The organism is Microbacterium sp. F1-18, from assembly GCF_052921305.1.
Window position 1 is genome coordinate 714,274 of record NZ_JBREVD010000001.1, and the last position, 17,383, is coordinate 731,656.

16 protein-coding genes are annotated in these 17,383 nt (G+C 70.6%); 9 read left to right on the top strand and 7 right to left on the bottom strand.

Annotated elements, in window-relative coordinates; all coding sequences use genetic code 11:
• Position 1 precedes the first annotated feature (1 nt).
• Positions 2–808 carry an SDR family oxidoreductase gene (locus ACU6RU_RS03315; RefSeq protein ID WP_446725893.1) on the top strand — a complete coding sequence of 269 codons (807 nt, stop codon included), beginning with the start codon at positions 2–4 and terminating at the stop codon, positions 806–808.
• Positions 809–908: 100 nt separating this feature from the next.
• Here the strand turns inward: ACU6RU_RS03315 and ACU6RU_RS03320 are convergent, their stop codons facing one another.
• Entirely contained in the window at positions 909–1,640 is a 732-nt protein-coding gene (locus ACU6RU_RS03320) for a GNAT family N-acetyltransferase (RefSeq protein WP_183045313.1), read from the bottom strand.
• Positions 1,641–1,715: 75 nt separating this feature from the next.
• On the opposite strand from ACU6RU_RS03320, the gene ACU6RU_RS03325 reads away from it, so the two are divergent.
• The 6 genes from ACU6RU_RS03325 to purU all read left to right on the top strand — a co-directional run bounded on the left by ACU6RU_RS03325 (position 1,716) and on the right by purU (position 8,029).
• On the top strand, positions 1,716–3,113 hold the full coding sequence (locus ACU6RU_RS03325) for an MFS transporter (protein ID WP_446725991.1): 1,398 nt from the start codon (positions 1,716–1,718) through the stop codon (positions 3,111–3,113).
• Positions 3,114–3,133: 20 nt separating this feature from the next.
• Complete coding sequence (locus ACU6RU_RS03330) at positions 3,134–4,627, top strand: peptide MFS transporter (protein WP_446725894.1); 1,494 nt, start codon at positions 3,134–3,136, stop codon at positions 4,625–4,627.
• Between the two features lie 17 nt (positions 4,628–4,644).
• Positions 4,645–4,914 carry a hypothetical protein gene (locus ACU6RU_RS03335; RefSeq protein ID WP_120263618.1) on the top strand — a complete coding sequence of 90 codons (270 nt, stop codon included), beginning with the start codon at positions 4,645–4,647 and terminating at the stop codon, positions 4,912–4,914.
• 102 nt (positions 4,915–5,016) lie between these two features.
• Positions 5,017–6,210, top strand: coding sequence for a cobalamin-independent methionine synthase II family protein (locus ACU6RU_RS03340; RefSeq protein ID WP_120263619.1), 1,194 nt, complete (start codon positions 5,017–5,019; stop codon positions 6,208–6,210).
• Between the two features lie 168 nt (positions 6,211–6,378).
• On the top strand, positions 6,379–7,014 hold the full coding sequence (locus ACU6RU_RS03345; RefSeq protein ID WP_120263620.1) for an alpha/beta fold hydrolase: 636 nt from the start codon (positions 6,379–6,381) through the stop codon (positions 7,012–7,014).
• Positions 7,015–7,156: 142 nt separating this feature from the next.
• Positions 7,157–8,029, top strand: a complete 873-nt coding sequence (purU, locus tag ACU6RU_RS03350) for a formyltetrahydrofolate deformylase (protein ID WP_094261075.1) — start codon at positions 7,157–7,159, stop codon at positions 8,027–8,029.
• Between the two features lie 33 nt (positions 8,030–8,062).
• On the opposite strand, the gene ACU6RU_RS03355 is transcribed toward purU, so the two are convergent.
• Genes ACU6RU_RS03355 through ACU6RU_RS03375 form a run of 5 tightly spaced genes read right to left on the bottom strand, consistent with a single transcriptional unit; the run spans position 8,063 to position 14,633 of the window.
• A complete protein-coding gene (locus ACU6RU_RS03355) occupies positions 8,063–8,935 on the bottom strand; it encodes a hypothetical protein (RefSeq protein WP_446725895.1) in 873 nt (290 codons plus the stop codon).
• A 31-nt stretch (positions 8,936–8,966) separates the two neighbouring features.
• Positions 8,967–9,764: a MerR family transcriptional regulator gene (locus tag ACU6RU_RS03360; protein ID WP_120263621.1), complete on the bottom strand. Its 798-nt coding sequence runs from the start codon at positions 9,762–9,764 to the stop codon at positions 8,967–8,969.
• 58 nt (positions 9,765–9,822) lie between these two features.
• Positions 9,823–10,746 carry a serine hydrolase gene (locus ACU6RU_RS03365; RefSeq protein ID WP_120263622.1) on the bottom strand — a complete coding sequence of 308 codons (924 nt, stop codon included), beginning with the start codon at positions 10,744–10,746 and terminating at the stop codon, positions 9,823–9,825.
• Positions 10,747–10,792: 46 nt separating this feature from the next.
• The gene (locus ACU6RU_RS03370; RefSeq protein WP_446725896.1) at positions 10,793–12,790 is read right to left on the bottom strand and encodes a M13 family metallopeptidase; all 1,998 of its coding nucleotides are present in this window, start codon (positions 12,788–12,790) and stop codon (positions 10,793–10,795) included.
• A 46-nt stretch (positions 12,791–12,836) separates the two neighbouring features.
• The gene (locus ACU6RU_RS03375) at positions 12,837–14,633 is read right to left on the bottom strand and encodes a lipase family protein (protein ID WP_446725897.1); all 1,797 of its coding nucleotides are present in this window, start codon (positions 14,631–14,633) and stop codon (positions 12,837–12,839) included.
• Between the two features lie 127 nt (positions 14,634–14,760).
• On the opposite strand from ACU6RU_RS03375, the gene ACU6RU_RS03380 reads away from it, so the two are divergent.
• Entirely contained in the window at positions 14,761–16,077 is a 1,317-nt protein-coding gene (locus ACU6RU_RS03380; protein WP_120263625.1) for an MATE family efflux transporter, read from the top strand.
• Between the two features lie 113 nt (positions 16,078–16,190).
• Positions 16,191–16,697, top strand: coding sequence for a hypothetical protein (locus ACU6RU_RS03385; RefSeq protein WP_446725898.1), 507 nt, complete (start codon positions 16,191–16,193; stop codon positions 16,695–16,697).
• 16 nt (positions 16,698–16,713) lie between these two features.
• Here ACU6RU_RS03385 and ACU6RU_RS03390 read toward each other — a convergent pair whose 3' ends face one another.
• Positions 16,714–17,355: a TrmH family RNA methyltransferase gene (locus ACU6RU_RS03390; protein WP_120263627.1), complete on the bottom strand. Its 642-nt coding sequence runs from the start codon at positions 17,353–17,355 to the stop codon at positions 16,714–16,716.
• Positions 17,356–17,383: the final 28 nt, after the last annotated feature.

Genomic DNA, 17,383 nt, shown 5'->3' on the forward strand with positions numbered 1-17,383 from the left:
CATGACGTTCACTCCTCGCCGTGCCATCGTGACCGCTTCCGACTCGGGGATCGGCCGCGCGACCGCCCTCGCCCTCGCCGACGCCGGCCTGGATGTCGGCGTCACGTGGCACTCCGACGAGGAGGGAGCGAACGAGACCGCCGAGGGCGTCCGAGCGCGCGGACGCAAAGCGGTCGTCGCGCAGTTCGACGCGACCGAGTTCGACAAGGTCCCCGGTGTCATCGAGCACCTCGCCGCGGAGCTCGGTGGCCTCGACGTCTTCGTCAACAACGCCGGCGGCGGCACCGGTGGCCCGGTGCTCGATCTCGACCTCGACGGCTGGCGGACGGTCGTCGCGCTGAACCTCGACGGCGCCTTCCTGGGAATGCAGACGGCCGCGAAGCTCATGGCGGATGCCGGCGACGGCGGGCGGATCATCGCGGTGACGAGCGTCCACGGCTCGCAGCCGCGCGTCGGCTCCGCCGCCTACGTCGCCTCCAAGCACGGGCTCGAGGGCCTCGTGAAGACGATGGCGCAGGAGCTCAGCCCCCGCGACATCACCGTCAACTCCGTCGCCCCCGGCGAGATCGCGACGCCCATCAACGACATGGAGGGCGACGAGGCAGAGAAGACCCACCGCCCCGGCATCCCGATCCCCCGCCCGGGCAAGCCCGAGGAGATCGCCGCGGTCGTCGCTTTCCTGGCATCGCCGGCGTCGTCGTACGTCACCGGCGCGACGTGGGTCGTCGACGGCGGGATGCTGCAGATGGGGCCGCAGGCCGGGTCGCACATGGAGTCCGACGACTGGCGCGACGCCGGCGCGGAGTAACCACGCCCACACACCCCGAGGTCCCACTTGGGCCGGTTATGCAGAGCTCATACCCGGCCCAAGTGGGACCTCGCTGGGTTTTCCGGGGGGGGGCAGGGGGTTACGGGCGGACGAGGAGGTATCCGCGCTCGTCGTCGAAGCCGCCGACCGTGAGCCCGGCGGCGAAGTGCTCGAGGAACTGCGTGCGCACCCGGTCGCGCCAGGCGTCGGCCTCGTCCGGTGAGGCCGCCCGGATGGCATGGATGTCGTCGGGCACCTCGATCGTCGCGACGACCCGGTCATCGGACGGACGCTCCTGCGGCGGCGCGGCCAGGGGCCAGGTCACCATGAGCCGGTCGGTGACGTCGCCGCGGTTTATGCCGTCGTCCATGAGGCCGTACTGGTCGACGAGGTAGTCGCTGATGCGGGCTCCGAGCACCTGCAGGTTGAAGTGCGCGTTGCGCGCGAACAGCGGGTCGAACGTCCACGTGATGGTGCCGACCTCGCGGGCGAAGGCCCACGCACGCTGGTGCTGCTTGAGCACGCGTCCGAGCCCCTGCTGCTGGTACTCCGGCAGCACGCCGGTGACGTGCGAGTGCATCGACCGCGCACCGGGTTCGGCGAAGAAGGCCACCGATGCGCCGACCACCCGGTCGCCGTCGAAGAGACCGACGACGTAGTTGCCGGAGTACGCCAGCGCGCGCATGAGGTTCGTGGGCACCGAGTCGCGGTCGCCGCCCCACACCTCGCGCAGCACCGCGGCGCCGGCGAAGATGTCGGCGACGGTTTCGAGGGGGCGGATGTCGATCCCCGCGGGCACGTCGGCTGGGATCGGGGGAACGCTCTCGCTCATGAGCCCACCCTACGCCGCCGCGGATAGCCTGAAGGGATGGCATCGGGCGACGGCGGACGACGAAGACTCACCCGGATGCCGCGGCAGGGCGCGATCGTCGCCGTGCTCGCGATCGCGGGGCTGGCCTCGTCGTTCATGTTCACCCTGGTCGTGCCCATCCAGTCGAAGCTGCCCGAGCTGCTCGACGCGAGCCGCGAAGACACGGCGTGGGTCGTCACGGCCACCCTCCTCGCCGCCGCGGTCTTCACCCCTATCGCGGGTCGACTCGGCGACATGTACGGCAAACGCCGCATCGTGCTCGTGCTGCTCGGGCTGCTCATCGTCGGGTCGATCGTCGCGGCCCTGTCGACCGACATCATCGGCGTGATCGTCGGGCGCGCCCTGCAGGGCGCGGTGACGGGCGTCGTGCCGCTGGGCATCTCGATCATGCGCGACGTGCTGCACGAGAACCGGGTCGACGCGGCGATCGCGCTGATGTCGGCGACCCTCGGCGTCGGCGGCGCCGTCGGCATGCCCGTCAGCGCCCTCATCACCGAGACGAGCGACTGGCACGTGCTGTTCTGGATGTCGGCGGGCCTCGGGGTGGTCGTCCTCGTCCTCGTCGTGCTCGTGGTGCCTCCGAGCGTGCTGCGAACACCCGGTCGCTTCGACATCCTCGGGGCGATCGGGCTCGCGATCGGTCTGACCGGACTGCTCCTGGCGGTCTCGCGTGGCAACACGTGGGGCTGGACCTCGGCGGCGACCCTCGCCTGCGGCCTCGGCGGCGTCGTCGTGCTGCTCGTGTGGGGCTGGTTCGAGCTGCGGATCGCCGACCCCCTGCTCGACCTGCGCGTCGCCGCCCGCCCGGCGGTGCTGCTGACCAATCTCGCGTCGGTCGCGATCGGCTTCTCGCTCTTCGCCTCGAATGTGTCGTACCCGCAGATGCTGGAGCTGCCCGAGGCCGTCGGCGGCTTCGGGCTGACGCTGCTGCATGCGAGCCTCATCATCATGCCGGCGGGCCTCGTGATGATGGTCCTCTCCCCCTTCTCGGGTCGACTCGCGCGCACGGTCGGCCCGCGGCTGCTGCTCGTCCTCGGCTCGGTCGCACTGATCCTCGCCTACGGCTTCTCGCTGCTGTGGGCCTCCGAGGTCTGGCACCTGCTCGTGGCGAACCTCCTCATCGGCGTCGGCATCGGCTTCGGCTACGCCGGCATGCCGATGCTGATCATGCGCTCGGTGCCGCCCACCGAGACCGGCGCGTCGAACGGACTGAACGCCCTGTTCCGCTCGCTCGGGACGAGCACGGCGGCCGCCCTCGTCGGCGCCGTGCTCGCCGCGTTCTCGCTCGAACGCGACGGGGTGACGGTGCCGACCCCGACCGCCTTCCAGGTCTCGTTCGCGCTCGGTCTGGGCGCCGCCGTCATCGCACTCGCCGTCGCGCTGTGCATACCGCAACGGCGCGACCCGCACGAGACCCGTCCGTCGCTGCCCTGAGCGGCGTATCGTCGGCATCCATGAGCAACGAGGACGCAGCCTCCACCGCATCCCGTCATCGCGACGCCGACCACAGCAGGAACGACACCCGCTTCTTCGGGCAGCCGTGGGCGCTCACGCACATCTTCGGCGTCGAGCTGTGGGAGCGGTTCAGCTTCTACGGCATGCAGATCGTCCTGGTCTACTACCTCTACTTCTCGGTCTCCGACGGCGGGGCGGGCCTGCCGCAGGCGACGGCGGTCGGCATCGTCGGCGCGTACGGCGGAGCGGTGTACCTCTCGACGATCCTCGGCGCCTGGGTCGCCGACCGCCTGCTGGGCTCCGAGCGCGTGCTGTTCTTCAGCGCGATGATCATCGTCGCCGGTCACGTCGCTCTCGCCGTGCTTCCGGGGCTGCTGTCGGTCGCGGTCGGACTCGTCCTCGTCGCTCTCGGCTCGGGAGGGCTGAAGGCCAACGCCACGGCGGTCGTCGGCACCCTCTACTCCGAGCACGACCCGCGGCGCGACGCCGGCTTCTCGCTGTTCTACCTCGGCATCAACCTCGGAGCCTTCGCGGGCCCGCTGCTCACCGGCTTCCTGCGCACGAGCCTCGGGTTCCACTGGGCCTTCGGCGCCGCCGCCGTCGGCATGACCATCGGCCTCGTCCAGTACGCGATCGGGCGCCGGTCTCTTCCCGAGGCGGCGCGCCGCGTTCCCAACCCGCTGCCGCGGTCGCGCTACCCGCTGGTCATCGGTGTCGCGGTCGCGGCCGTCGCGGCGATCGCACTGCTGGTCGCCCTGGGCGTCATCCGCGCCGACAACCTGTCGCTCGTCGTGGTCGTCGTCGTCATCGCCGCGACGATCGCCTACTTCAGCGTGATCATCTCGAGTGCCCGGATCACCGCGACCGAGCGGTCACGCGTGTTCGGCTTCATCCCGCTGTTCATCGTGAGTGTCGCCTTCTGGTCGCTGTACCAGCAGCAGTTCACCGTCATCCCGATCTACGCGGAGAAGCGGCTCGACCTGAACCTCTTCGGCTGGCAGATGCCGCCCGACTGGGTGCAGTCCATCAACCCGGTGTTCATCATCATCCTCTCGGGCGTCTTCGCGGCCCTGTGGACGAAGCTCGGCACACGGCAGCCCTCGACACCGATCAAGTTCGCCGCGGGCGTCGCCGTCATGGGTGTGGCCTTCCTGCTCTTCCTGCCGTTCGCTTCCGACGGACCGTCCGCGACACCGTTGCTCGGCATCGTCGGCATCCTGTTCGTCTTCACCGTCGCCGAGCTGCTGATCTCGCCCGTCGGGCTGTCCGCGGCCACGAAACTCGCTCCGGCGCGGTTTCAGACGCAGATGGTCGCGCTGTTCTTCCTGTCGGTCTCGTTGGGAACGGCCATCTCGGGACTGCTCGCGCCCTTCTACGACCCTCAGAACGAGGTGCCGTACTTCTCGATCCTCGGCGCCATCGCGATCGTCCTGGGCATCGCGCTCGCGGCGGCCCGCAAGCCCGTGCTCGCGCTGATGCGCGGCGTGCGCTGACACGAGAGGATGGGGACATGTCTTCTTCCGCCGTGCGCCGTTCCAATCCCACCGCCTGGGCCGCCTTCTGGATCGGCCTGCTCGGGCTCATCCTGATGCCGATCCCTCTCTTCATCGGGCTCATCCTCGGCGGCGGGCTCTCGCTCGTCGCGGCCGTTCTGGTCGTCATCGCTCTCCTCAAGGGCCTCGCACGCAGCGGCACGGGCATCGCCCCCGTCGTCTTCGCCGCGATCTTCGTGCTGCTCACCTGGGGCGGCATCTCGCTCGGCGGCGGCATCGTCTGGTGACGCGTCCGACGGGCGGCTTCGTCACACGATGACGGACGGATGCCGGGCCGGCGCGGGCCCGGCGTTAGAGTCGCGGGCGCACCCGATGAGAAAGCGACGCTCATGACCGAGATCACCACCACCACCGCCGGCAGCCTCCCCCGCACGCAGGCCCTGATCGACGCGAACCGCGTGCGCTCCTTCGCCGACGACGGTTTCACCCTGACCTCGACCCCCGAGTTCGACGAGCTCACCGCACAGGCCGTCGCCGACGTGGTCGCGCGTCAGCGCGAGGCCGGAGTGACACAGGTGGGCGACGGCGAGTTCGGAAAGGCGATGTCGAACGCCGTGGACTACGGCGCATGGTGGTCGTACTCGTTCCAGCGCGCGAGCGGCCTGTCGCTGACCGAGGTCAACGCGTTCAACGAACCGCCCGTGCGGTCGGAGCCGGGTCGCATCCGTCTGACCTCGTTCCTCGACCGGCGCGACCGGCAGCTCTTCCCCGCCGTGTACGCCGAGGCCGTCGAAGCGGGCGCGACCGCGACGGCGTTCCCCACCACGACCGGACCGATCGCCTACCGCGGGCACGCGGCCGTGGCATCCGACATCGCCAACCTGAAGGCGACGCTGCGCGAGGGCGAGCAGGGATTCCTCACCGCCATCGCACCCGGATCGGCATCGCGCGTTCGCAACGAGTACTACGCCACCGATGAAGAGCACATCTTCGCGTGGGCCGAGGCGCTGCGAGAGGAGTACAAGGCGATCACCGACGCCGGGCTCATCGTGCAGCTCGACGACCCCTCGCTCGCCGAGAACTTCGACCAGATCAATCCGGAACCCGCCGTCGCCGACTACCAGGCGTTCACGCGTATCCGCGTCGAGGCGATCAACCACGCCATCGCAGGGCTCCCGAAGGAGCTCGTGCGCCTGCACCTGTGCTGGGGCTCGTGGCACGGACCCCACACCACCGATGTCGCACTCGCCGACATCCTGCCCGTCGTGCTGGAGGCGAACGTCGGCTCGATCTCGTTCGAGGCCGGCAACGTCCGGCACGAGCACGAGTCGGCAGTCTGGGCCTCGGCTGCCGTCCCCGACGACCTCGTGCTCGTGCCCGGCGTCGTCAGCCACGCCACGAACGTCGTCGAGCACCCCGAGCTCGTCGCGCAGCGCATCGAGCGTTTCGCCGGCATCGTCGGAGCCGACCGGGTCATCGCCTCGACCGACTGCGGCCTCGGCGGCCGCATCCACCCCGACATCGCCTGGGCCAAGCTCGCCTCGCTCGGCGAGGGCGCCCGCATCGCCGGCTCGCGCCTCTGAGTCGTCTTCGCACGGGCGTCGCGTCCGGGATGCAAGCAATCGCGGCCGACACCCCGGGTCGCGGCATCCGCCGTCGGGGTGTAGGACGCGATCCCTGGCATCCGCGCCCGCGGGCGTTCAGCGGATTCGACTAGCGTGAAAGACCGCAGGACACCGCGAGAGGGAGCCATGACCGAAACACAGCCGCAGATCTTCGAGCCCGAGGGCCGCGCCATCCCCTACGTCGAGGATGCCGGCAGCGAGCCCGTCCTGGTGCTGATCCCGGGGTACAGCAATGTCGCCGCGCTCGGGACGCTCGCCCACGTGCTGGCCGAAGAGGACTTCCGCATCCTGCGGGTCGGCTACCGCACGGCGCAGACCGAGGGCGTGACCCTCCACGACCTGGCGCAGGATGTCGTCGACGTCATGGACCACGTCGGGCTCGGTGACGCCTGGATCGGCGGTCACGCCTTCGGCGGCGCCGTCGCGCGCACGGTGTCGATCGACCACACCGACCGCGTCGACGGCGTGCTGCTGCTCGGCGCTGAGGGTGACGAGCCCCGCACCGACCTCGAGCCGCTGCAGGCGGCGGCTGCGGCCTCGGTCTCGGCGGAGGAATGGCGCGCCCTCGCCCCCACGGTCCCGGTCATGCTCATCCAGGGCGCCGACGACGACGTGCTGCCGCCTGCGAACGGCGAACGCCTGCAAGCGGCCGCTCCCGGCCTGGTGAGCCTCGTGACCCTCGAGGGCGGCGGACACCTCTTCCCGGCGACGCACGCCGGCGAGGCCGCCTTCGTCATCGAGGACTACCTCGACGTCGACTGAACCCGCCTCCACTTCCCCCCAACCCCCACCCTCCGTCGACTCGCCACGAATCGCGGATGCCGCCCCGCCGCATCCGCGGAATCTGGCGAGTCGACGGCCTGAACGTGCCGGGAGCGCCCGTCGGACAGGGCAGAATCGAAGGATGACCGACTCCGCGCTGCACCCCGCCCACGCCTGCCTCATCGTGCACGGGCAGGACCAGCCGGGCATCATCGCCGCCCTGTCGGCGATGGTCACCCGCGTGGGCGGCAACATCGTCGCGTTCGACCAGTACTCCGACGACCCGACGGGCGGCGCCTACTTCTGCCGCGTGGTGTTCCACCGGCCGAACTTCGCGGTCGACCGGCCGTCGATCGAAGCGGAGATCGGCGAGACCCTCGCAGGGTTCGATCTGCAGTGGTCGCTCACCGACCAGTCCGTTCCCAAGCGCATGGCGATCCTGTCGTCGAAGCAGGACCACTGCCTGCTCGACCTGCTCTGGCGGCACCGCCGCGGCGACCTGCCCGTCACGGTGCCGATGGTCGTGTCGAACCACACGACCTCGGCCGAGGACGTGCGGTCGTTCAACGTGCCGTTCTTCCACGTGCCCTCGACGCCCGGCCCCGACAAGTCGGCGTCCGAGGCCGAGATCCTGAAGCTGCTCGTCGGCAACGTCGACTTCGTCGTCCTCGCCCGCTACATGCAGATCCTGTCGTCGGACTTCCTCGAGAAGCTCGGCGTGCCCGTGATCAACATCCACCACTCGTTCCTCCCCGCCTTCATCGGCGCCGAGCCGTACAAGAAGGCCAAGGAACGCGGCGTCAAGCTCATCGGCGCGACGAGCCACTACGTCACGACCGACCTCGACGAGGGGCCGATCATCGAGCAGGACACGATCCGCGTGACTCACGCCGACACCGCGGCCGAGCTCGCCCGCCGCGGCGCTGACGTCGAGCGCCAGGTGCTCTCGCGCGCGGTGCTGTGGCACGCGCAGGACCGCGTCATCCGACACGGCAACCACACGATCGTCTTCTGACCGCGGGCGGGGTCTCAGCTCGCGGGCGGGGTCTCAGCTCGCGGGCTGCACCGGCTCGAAGTCGTCGGGCCCCGTCGCACCCGTCGGCGAGAGGAAGATGCGCGTCGTGTCACCGGGATCGGCGGGGTCGAACACCAGCGGACGCGTGTCGCCGACCGCCGGCACCTCGCGCGGCGCGATGAGCACCATGGTCGTGACCCAGCGATCCGTGCCGACGGCGTCGGTGAACTTCGCCACCAGCGATGCGGTCATCCGCGACGCGTCGTGCGCGGGCAGGGGCGCCTCGACGATCTCCGCGTCGACGCGCGAGCCGGAGGCCAGAAGGCGCGAGATGACCGCGTTGTTGCGGCGGCGCGTCGCGAGGGCGCGCACGCGCGCGATGTAGCTGAGCACCGCGAGAAGCGCGAGAAGACCGGGAAGCCACCACTGACCCGCGTACAGGATCCACTCGCCGACGCCCCAGGGCTCGTTGCCGCCGAACGTCGGGTCGACGGCGACGCCGACCGCGTCGGGCGCGAGCCACATCGTCGTCGCCACCCATGTGCCGATGGCCAGCCCGGCCAGGATGATCGTGAGCGGACCGATCGCCGCGTAGCCCTTCTCGCGTGCGCTGAACCGGTGGTTCCACTTGCCGTACTGTCCGATGCAGACGAGAAGCAGGAGGATGCCGACGGGCAGGCCCCATCCGCGGACGGCAACCGGGATGCCGGTGTCCCAGGTGCCGAACACGCTGTTGATGTTCACGGCCCGGAGCTGCTCGAAGATGCCGCCGATGGCGAAACCGACGACACCGGCGGCGGCGACCGAGAGGATGCCCCAGATCACCGTCGCGGCCAGGGCGGAGGTGGTCCCCCGATACTTGGCCTGTTCACGTCGTGCGGCTTCTCGGGGGTCCAGCAAACTCACTCCCCCAGGCTAGCGCGGCCCGCGCCGGGGTTCAGGACACGGGCTGCTGCAGATCGACGACCCACCGCTCGCCGTCGTAGGGCGTCTGCAGATACACCTCGCGGCACGCGCCGTCGAATCGCAGCCCGCGGCGCTCCGCCTCGGCGACGAGCGCCTGCCACGCGCTCTGGATGCCGGCCAGATCGGGCGCCTCGTAGCGGAGGGTGAGCGCCCGCGGTTCGGCCGCGACGACCGCCCGCTCGAGGCCGTCAGGCACCGGCGCGTCACCGATCTGCTCGGCCGCGGCGGCGATCATGCCGTCACCTGTTGTCGTGTAAACCGCGACGCCGGGGCCGACCCGCTGCGCGCCCGCGGCCTCGATGCGGTCGTTCACGCGCTGGAACATGACGCTGATCTCGTCTTCGATCTGCGCCATCTCGTCGATGCGGACCGAGAGCTGAGTGAGGGTCAGCTCGGGCAGCGCGGTCTCGATGAATGTGGACACGGGTATCTCCTTCTCGATCGATCGGAGTCTCGCCTCGACCTCGTTCAGCCGCCGACCGTCTGCGGCGATCTGGCCGCTCAGCTCGGCCCTCCGCTCCCGCAGGAGCGCGGCCACCGATGCCGACGACATACCGTCGTCGAGCAGTCGGCCGACCTGTTCGAGGGTGAAGCCGAGGTCCTTCAGCGCGATCAGCCGGTTGGCCCGATCGAGTTGCGACGCGGTGTACGAGCGGTAGCCCGAGGCCGGATCGACGCGATGCGGACGCAGCAGACCGAGCTGGTCGTAATGGCGCAGCATCCGCACCGATACGCCGGCCAGGCGGGCGAACTCTCCGATACTCAACATGGTGATCCCAGCCGACAGCCTGACACGGTGTGAGGGTCAAGCGCATGCCGGGATCGGATCAGAAGACGTACTCCATGAGGTCGAGGCCGAACGCCCGGAACGCCTCGTGAGCCCGCAGGCGGTCGCTCATCGACAGGTCGTCGAACCCGACCAGGAGCGCGTACGACACCCCGGCACGGGGGCCGGCGAGCACGCCCGCCTCGGTACGGATGCCGTCGGCCCGGCCGGTCTTGTTCACGAACAGCAGCTCGTGCTTGTCATCGTCGTGAGCGAAGGGGTCGAGCCCGGTCACCGACCCGACGAGCGAGAGATCGTGGTTCAGGCTCAGCCATTCCGAGACCTGAGCGCTCACGCCGGGTGAGACGACATCGGTGTTGACGAGGGCGGCGAACATCGCGGCCAGCTCGCGAGCCGTGCCGAGGGCGTAGTGCGGGGCATCGTCGGGCCCGCGGTCGTCGCGGAATCGGTCGAGCAGCGCCGTGCGCGGCATCCCCAGGCTCCCCAGCCGTGCCCGCACGGCGTCGAGACCGACCCGGCCGAGGAGAGCGTTGGCGGCGAGCGCGTCTCCTGTGGCAGCGGCGAGCACCGCGAGGTCGCCGAGCGGCAGCGCCGGGGCCATGAGGTGACGCCAGATGCCCGCGACCGAGACGTCGTCGACACTCGACCGCTCGACGATCTCGAGCGGGTCGAGGGTCCCGGCGTCGAATCGTGCCGCCACCTCGATCAGCAGCGGGACGATGCCCATGCCCGCGACCGGCAGTGTGACGAAGTCGTCGCCCGCGAGAACGGGCGTGCCGCGATCGAGGTCGCTGACGCGCACCGACACCCGCGCGCCGGATGCGGCGAGGGCATCGAGTGCCTTCTCGGTCGATGCGAACCCCCGGCGCGGCGCACCGGAACGACGACGCGGTCGCGGACCGGTGCGCCGCTCCGCGCGCGAGCGGGCGGTCCCGGAGGAGGACTCGGATCCATCCACCGTCATGTTCTCGTCTCCGTCGGAGTAAGCCTGAGCGATTCGGTTCGGGTGATCACCAGATCGTGACGCGGCGCTCGGGGGCGAGCCAGAGCTCGTCTGCCTCGGTGACGCCGAATGCGTCGTAGAACGCATCGATGTTACGGACGATCTGGTTGCAGCGGAACTCGTTCGGTGCGTGCGGGTCGATCGTCAGCAGCCGGATGGTCTCGGCGTCACGACCCTTCTGCTGCCAGATCTGACCCCAACTGAGAAGAAGCCGTTGCACCCCCGTGAAACCATCGATCACCGGGCCGTCGGGGGCCTCGGCGAGCTCCTCCGCCGACATCGTGGCGGCGAGGTGCAGCCGGTACGCCTTCAGGGCGATGCCGAGGCCGCCCAGGTCGCCGATGTTCTCACCGATCGTGAGCGCGCCGTTGACGGTGTGCTCGTCACCGAGACCCCGCGGAACGAGCGCGTTGTACTGATCGATCAGTGCGCCCGTGCGCTCCTCGAAGGCGGCGCGGTCGGCGTCGGTCCACCAGTCGTTGAGCGCACCGGTGCCGTCGTACGCACTGCCCTGGTCGTCGAACCCGTGCCCGATCTCGTGTCCGATGACCGCGCCGATGCCGCCGTAGTTCGCCGCGGCGTCGCGCTCGGACGAGAAGAACGGCAACTGCAGGATGGCCGCGGGGAAGACGATCTCGTTCATCAGCGGGTTGTAGTAGGCGTTGACCGTCTGCGGAGTCATGTGCCACTCGTCGCGGTCGATCGGCTGGCCGAGCTTCGCCAGCTGACGCTCGTACTCCCACTCGGTCGAGCGCAGCACGTTGCCCAGGAGGTCGGTGGGGTCGATCTCGAGAGCCGAGTAGTCCTTCCACCGATCGGGGTAGCCGATCTTCGGCGTGAAGGCCGCGAGCTTCTCGAGCGCACGCTCACGGGTGGCCGGCGTCATCCATTCGAGCCCCGTGATCGACTGCCGGTACGCCTCGATGAGGTTCGCGACCAGCGCATCCATCTCGACCTTGGCCTGCGGCGGGAAGTGCCGCTCGACGTAGATCTCACCGATCGCCTCGCCCAAAGCGGCCTGCACGATGCTCACGCCGCGCTTCCAGCGCTCGCGGTTGACGGGCACGCCCGTGAGCTGCGTGCCGTAGAAGGCGAAGTTCTCGGCGACGAAGGCGTCCGGCAGGAACGGTGCCGACGCCCGGACGACCTGCAACCGCAGCCAGGCCTTCCAGTCGTCGAGGTGCTCGTCGGTCAGCAGTGCGCCGAGCCCCGAGAGGAAGCTCGGCTGGTTGACGTTGATCTCGGCGAATCCGTCGCGGTGACGGGGCGCGAGGCCCTCGAGCCACGGGTCGAGGTCGACACCGGCGAGGGCTCGCACGTCGTCCCAGCTGTGCAGGTTGTAGGTCGCGACGGCGTCGCGGTTGCGGACGTTGTCCCAGTGGTGCGTGGCGAGCTCGGTCTCGAGCCTCGCGATGCGCTCGGCCTGACCGGCGGCGTCGTCGATGCCGGCGAGCTCGAGCATGCGCTCGGCGTAGCCGCGGAAAGCGGTGCGCGTCGCCTCGAAGCCGTCGAGGCGGTAGTAGCTCTCGTCGGGAAGCGAGAGGCCGCCCTGCACGAAGAACACGACATAGCGCTCGGGGTTGCCGGGGTCGGGCTCGATGAACGTGCCGATCATGCCCCCGATGCCCTCGCGCTCGAGCTCGCCGACGGTGCGCAGCAGCGCCGGAATCGAATCGATCGCATCGACGCGTGCGAGCTGGGGGTGCAGCGGCTCGGCGCCGAGCTCGTCGATGCGCGCCGTGTCCATGAAGCTCGTGAACAGGTCGCCGATCTTGCGTCGGACCGTTCCCGGCTCAGCGGTCGTCGCCTCGTCGATGATCGCGCGGACGTCGCTCTCGGCCTGCTCGGCGATGAGGTGGAACGATCCCCAGCGCGCTTTGTCGTCGGGGATCTCGGTGCGCTCGAGCCAGCTGCCGTTGACGTGCCGGAACAGGTCGTCCTGCGGTCGGATCTCGGGGCTCAGTTCGGCGATGTCGATACCGGAGGGGAGGACGGGGTCGGTCATGGCACCCATGCTAGGCCGACCGGACGACACGAACTTCCGAGGGCATTCAGCGTTCCGTGGTGGTACATCCCTCGGCAACCGGGATACCGGCGAAACGGTCTCTCGTCCAGTCGAACAGCTCGTCGATGAGAGGCGACGGCCGCTCGACGACACCCGCGTGCTCGAACCCCGCGTAGGTGCGGAAGTCGACGTCCTGCCCGGCCGCGCACATCCGATCGACGAAGGCGGCCTGGGTCTGCACCGAGATGACGCTGTCGGCTCCGCCGTGCGCCAGCAGCACGGGTGCAGTGGAGTGCAGCGGCGCCGTGTTCTCGCGCAGATGGCGCCCGAGTACCCCGGATGCCGGCGAGCGCGAGAACAGCGCCGGATCGCGGCTCATCCCGAGCGCCGCGGCGACCGAGAGCACGATCGTCGGGTCGGACAGGCACCGCTCCGACATCTGACGCAGCACCGTCTCAGCGCCGGGCCGCACGTAGTCGCGGTACTCGATCTCGGGGTAGATCGCCGAGAACGAGGCGAACGCGTACGAAGCGAAGATGCTGCCGCCGGTCACGCTCGAGATGCCCTGCACGAGGGCGGCGGGGTCGCTCGCCGGGGCGAGGGCGGCCACGCCCCGCACCCAGACCTCGGGCGCGTACTCCCGGGCCACGGCACCCGTCCACAGCGCCGCCGCGCCGCCCTGCGAATGCCCCCACACGACCGTGCGCGCACCGAGGTCGGCCTCTTCGAGCTCGCGCGCCGCCCGCACCGCGTCGAGCGAGGAATGGGCGCTCGGCAGACCGACGAGGTACGGGTGCGGACCCTCGGTGCCGAGCCCGATGTAGTCGGTGCCGACGACGGCCCATCCCTCTTTGATCGCTCGCGGCAGCATGTAGAAGGCGCCCGCCCACAGTCCGCGGGGCTGCAGCGACGGCGCACAGTGCTGCGCGAAGCCGGTGGTGCCGTGATTCCAATCGATCACCGGCCACTGACCATCGCCCTCGCGGGGCACTGCGACGATGGCGCTCGCGACGCGGACGTTCCCGTCGACGCCCGTCGTGGTGTACAGGATGCGCCACCCCTGGGCGCTCGCCGGGATGCCTGCCTCGAAGGGCTCGGCACGCACGAGGCGCCCGGGCTCGTCGGGCAGGTCGCGCGGCGCCGCGTAGAAGTCGTCGACGACGGTCGAGCCGTCGCGCAGCGGCGCTGTCACGATCGTCGTCGTGACGGCGAGGGCGACCGAGGCGATCGCGACGACCGTGCGCCCCCAGCGTCGGCGGGGCCGCCCGCCGGCCCCCGGGCGCTCGGCGGCTCGATCGTCGCGGCGGCGTCGAAGCCTGGTCCAGAGATCGACGACGCCGCTCATGATGAGCCGCGCGCCGAACACGACGGCCGTCACGAGCAGGGTGATGTCGGGCCAGAACAGTGCGAGCGCACCGAAGATGACCCCCGATGCCCCGAAGGCCGCGTCGGCGATGCGCGCGTCCCACGTGCGGCCGCGCCCGAAGGCCGCGATGACCCCGAGGATGCCGCCGCCGAGAAGCAGGATGCCGACGACGACGGCCACCACGCGCACGGTCAACCCCGGCGCGAGGAGGACGATCGCGCCGCCGAGCAGCCAGGCGACACCGGTCGCGGTGCGCCAGCGCGGCCGGTGCGACTCCCCCTCCCGGCCGGTGAGCTCGAGCAGGCCCGTCAGCGCCATCCCGCCGCCGATCAGCCAGGCGAGGACATCGAGTGCGGTCGTGGGACGGATGACGATGACGACGCCGAGCACGACGGCCGCCGCGGCCACGACGACACGGACCCACGTCGGCAGACGCGCGTGCAGGCGCGCGATCGCCAGGCGTTTGAGCAGCCGCATCCGGCGTCCTCCCCCTCCGGTCGATGATCAACGGTAACCGGGGAAGCGGTGGCGCTCGGCGCGCTCGACAGCGACCGGGCCGCTGTGCAAGACCGAGCCGCCGGCCTCGCGCCTCTAGGCTCGTCTCATGGCGCCCACGCTCAACCGCGAGATCCTGCGGCTGGCCGTTCCCGCCCTCGGCGCCCTCATCGCCGAGCCGATGTTCCTCATCGTCGACGCCGCACTCATCGGCCACCTCGGTGTCGTGCCGCTCGCGGCGCTGGGAATCGCGGGAGCGGTGCTGCAGACGATCGTGGGGCTGATGGTCTTCCTCGCCTACGCGACGACACCCGCGGTGGCCCGCCGTTTCGGCGCAGGTGACTCGACGAGCGCCGTGAGCGCGGGAATCGACGGGCTGTGGCTCGCGCTCGGCCTCGGCGCGGTGCTCGCGGCCGTCGGTTCTCTCGCGACCCCGTTGCTGGTGGGCATGTTCGGAGCGGGCGAGGCGGTGGCGACCGATGCCGAGACCTACCTGCGCCTGTCGATGTGGGGCCTTCCCGCGATGCTCATCGTCTTCGCCGCGACGGGACTGCTGCGCGGGATGCAGGACACCGTCACCCCGCTGTGGATCGCCGGCCTCGGGTTCGGCGCCAACGCGTTGCTGAACGTCGTGTTCATCTACGGCTTCGGCTGGGGCATCGCCGGGTCGGCCCTGGGCACCGTGATCGCCCAGTGGGGCATGGTCGGCGCCTACGTGGTCGTGATCGGGCGCCTCGCCCGCCGGCACTCGGCCTCGCTTCGACCGCGAGCCGACGGCATGCGCGGGTCGGCGCGTCTGGGCGGCTGGCTGTTCCTGCGCACGGTCTCGCTGCGCGCGGCCCTGCTGGCGACCGTCGCGGTCGCCACGGGGCTGGGAACGAGCGAGCTCGCCGGCTGGCAGGTCGCCTTCACGATCTTCTCGACCGCGGCCTTCGCGCTCGATGCCCTGGCGATCGCGGCGCAGGCGCTGATCGGGCGCGGGCTCGGAGCCGGAGACGAGAGCTTCGTGCGGCGCGTCCTCGGGCGGACGGTCGCGTGGGGCGCATGGTTCGGGGTTCTCGTCGGAGGCCTGATCGCTGCCACGTCGGGAGTCATCGGGCTTCTGTTCACGGGAGATTCCGACGTCGCCGCGCTGGTCCAGCCGGCCCTGCTCGTCCTCGCCGTCGCCCAGCCCGTATGCGGCATCGTCTTCGTGCTCGACGGGGTGCTGATGGGTGCCGGCGATGCCCGCTATCTCGCCCTCGCGGGCGGACTCAACCTCGTTCCCTTCGTGCCCGCGCTGCTCGTGATCGGGGCTCTGCACCCGGAGGGCGCGGCGGGCCTGGCCTGGCTCGCGGCGGCATTCTTCGGCGTCTACATGATCGCCCGCCTGCTCACGCTCGGCTGGCGCGTGCGCCGCGGCGCGTGGCTTCACGTCACCGTCTGAATCCGCACCGTCTGAAGCCACACCGCCGGAACCCGTGGCGCCGGGGGCGAACTGTGATCGGGTTGAAACCTCTCTCACGTGCGAACCTCAGCCTCGGCCCGTACCGTGGCGGCATGCCGAAGCTCACGTCCGTCGCAGCCGGCATCGCCGTGCTCGCGGTCGGGGTGCTCGCTTCCGGCTGCGCGCAGCGCACGCAACCGGTCGAGATCCCGGCTCCATCGGACGATACGCGCACGCTGCCCCGCCCCACCGCGGACGACGCCCAACGCTGGGCCGATGCCGTGATCCCCGAGAACGCGCTCGGCGGCGCCTCCTGGACCCAGCGCGAAACGGGCGTTCTCGAGCCCGGCGGCGAGCCGATCATCTCGGTATCGGCGGGCGAGGCACCGGCCGTCGTGACGATCGCCTGCGTCACCGGTTCCGGCAGCCGGCTGAGCTACGCGGTCAGCGCCGGCGGCGAGACTCTCGAAAGCGGCGAGGTGACGTGCGCCGCGGTCGACGAGAACGCCGAGGCGCACCCCATCCGCGACGTTCCCGCCAACGCGACGGTCGAGCTCACCGCGTCGGCGACGGGACTCTTCGTCTACGCCGTCACTCCGGACCGGCACCCCGAAAGGTGACGGCGGCGGAGCGCGGTCAACGCGCCCAGCGCCGGCACCACTCGTACATGACGACGGCGCCCGCGGCCGACGCGTTGATCGACCGCGTCGAGCCGTACTGCGTTATCTCGACGACGACGGATGCCGCGGCCACGGCCTCGGCCGAAAGCCCCGGCCCCTCCTGACCGAACATCAGCACGGCCCGCTCGGGCAGATCCGCCCGGTCGACCGGCACCGACCCCGGAACGTTATCGACCGCGACGATCGGGAGGCCGTTCTCGCGAGCCCACGCCGCGAAGGACGCGACATCCTCGTGGTGGCGGACGTGCTGGTAGCGATCGGTCACCATCGCGCCGCGGCGATTCCACCGCCGACGTCCGACGATGTGCACCTCTGCTGCCCCGAAGGCGTTGGCGCTGCGCACGATCGACCCGATGTTCATGTCGTGCTGCCAGTTCTCGATCGCAACGTGGAACGGATGCCGGTGCTCGTCGAGGTCGGCCACGATCGCCTCGAGCCGCCAGTAGCGATAGCGGTCGACGACGTTGCGCCGGTCGCCGTCGGCGAGCAGCTGCGGGTCGTACCGGGGGTCGTCGGGCCACGCCTCCGGGCCGCCCGGCCACGGCCCCACACCCACCGGGAGCTGCGGTTCCGCGTCGTCGGAGTCGGGGCGGTTCACCGAGACAGGCTATCCCGCCGCCGCGGAT

Excerpts from the sequence above, each read along its gene's own strand:
- ACU6RU_RS03365 (WP_120263622.1), bottom strand. The coding sequence starts at position 10,746 with ATGACGGTGGATGGATCCGAGTCCTCCTCCGGGACCGCCCGCTCGCGC.
- ACU6RU_RS03380 (WP_120263625.1), top strand. The coding sequence starts at position 14,761 with ATGGCGCCCACGCTCAACCGCGAGATCCTGCGGCTGGCCGTTCCCGCC.
- ACU6RU_RS03320 (WP_183045313.1), bottom strand. The coding sequence starts at position 1,640 with ATGAGCGAGAGCGTTCCCCCGATCCCAGCCGACGTGCCCGCGGGGATC.
- ACU6RU_RS03385 (WP_446725898.1), top strand. The coding sequence starts at position 16,191 with ATGCCGAAGCTCACGTCCGTCGCAGCCGGCATCGCCGTGCTCGCGGTC.
- ACU6RU_RS03325 (WP_446725991.1), top strand. The coding sequence starts at position 1,716 with ATGCCGCGGCAGGGCGCGATCGTCGCCGTGCTCGCGATCGCGGGGCTG.
- ACU6RU_RS03330 (WP_446725894.1), top strand. The coding sequence starts at position 3,134 with ATGAGCAACGAGGACGCAGCCTCCACCGCATCCCGTCATCGCGACGCC.
- ACU6RU_RS03360 (WP_120263621.1), bottom strand. The coding sequence starts at position 9,764 with ATGTTGAGTATCGGAGAGTTCGCCCGCCTGGCCGGCGTATCGGTGCGG.
- ACU6RU_RS03370 (WP_446725896.1), bottom strand. The coding sequence starts at position 12,790 with ATGACCGACCCCGTCCTCCCCTCCGGTATCGACATCGCCGAACTGAGC.
- ACU6RU_RS03315 (WP_446725893.1), top strand. The coding sequence starts at position 2 with ATGACGTTCACTCCTCGCCGTGCCATCGTGACCGCTTCCGACTCGGGG.
- ACU6RU_RS03340 (WP_120263619.1), top strand. The coding sequence starts at position 5,017 with ATGACCGAGATCACCACCACCACCGCCGGCAGCCTCCCCCGCACGCAG.
- ACU6RU_RS03335 (WP_120263618.1), top strand. The coding sequence starts at position 4,645 with ATGTCTTCTTCCGCCGTGCGCCGTTCCAATCCCACCGCCTGGGCCGCC.
- ACU6RU_RS03375 (WP_446725897.1), bottom strand. The coding sequence starts at position 14,633 with ATGCGGCTGCTCAAACGCCTGGCGATCGCGCGCCTGCACGCGCGTCTG.
- purU (WP_094261075.1), top strand. The coding sequence starts at position 7,157 with ATGACCGACTCCGCGCTGCACCCCGCCCACGCCTGCCTCATCGTGCAC.
- ACU6RU_RS03345 (WP_120263620.1), top strand. The coding sequence starts at position 6,379 with ATGACCGAAACACAGCCGCAGATCTTCGAGCCCGAGGGCCGCGCCATC.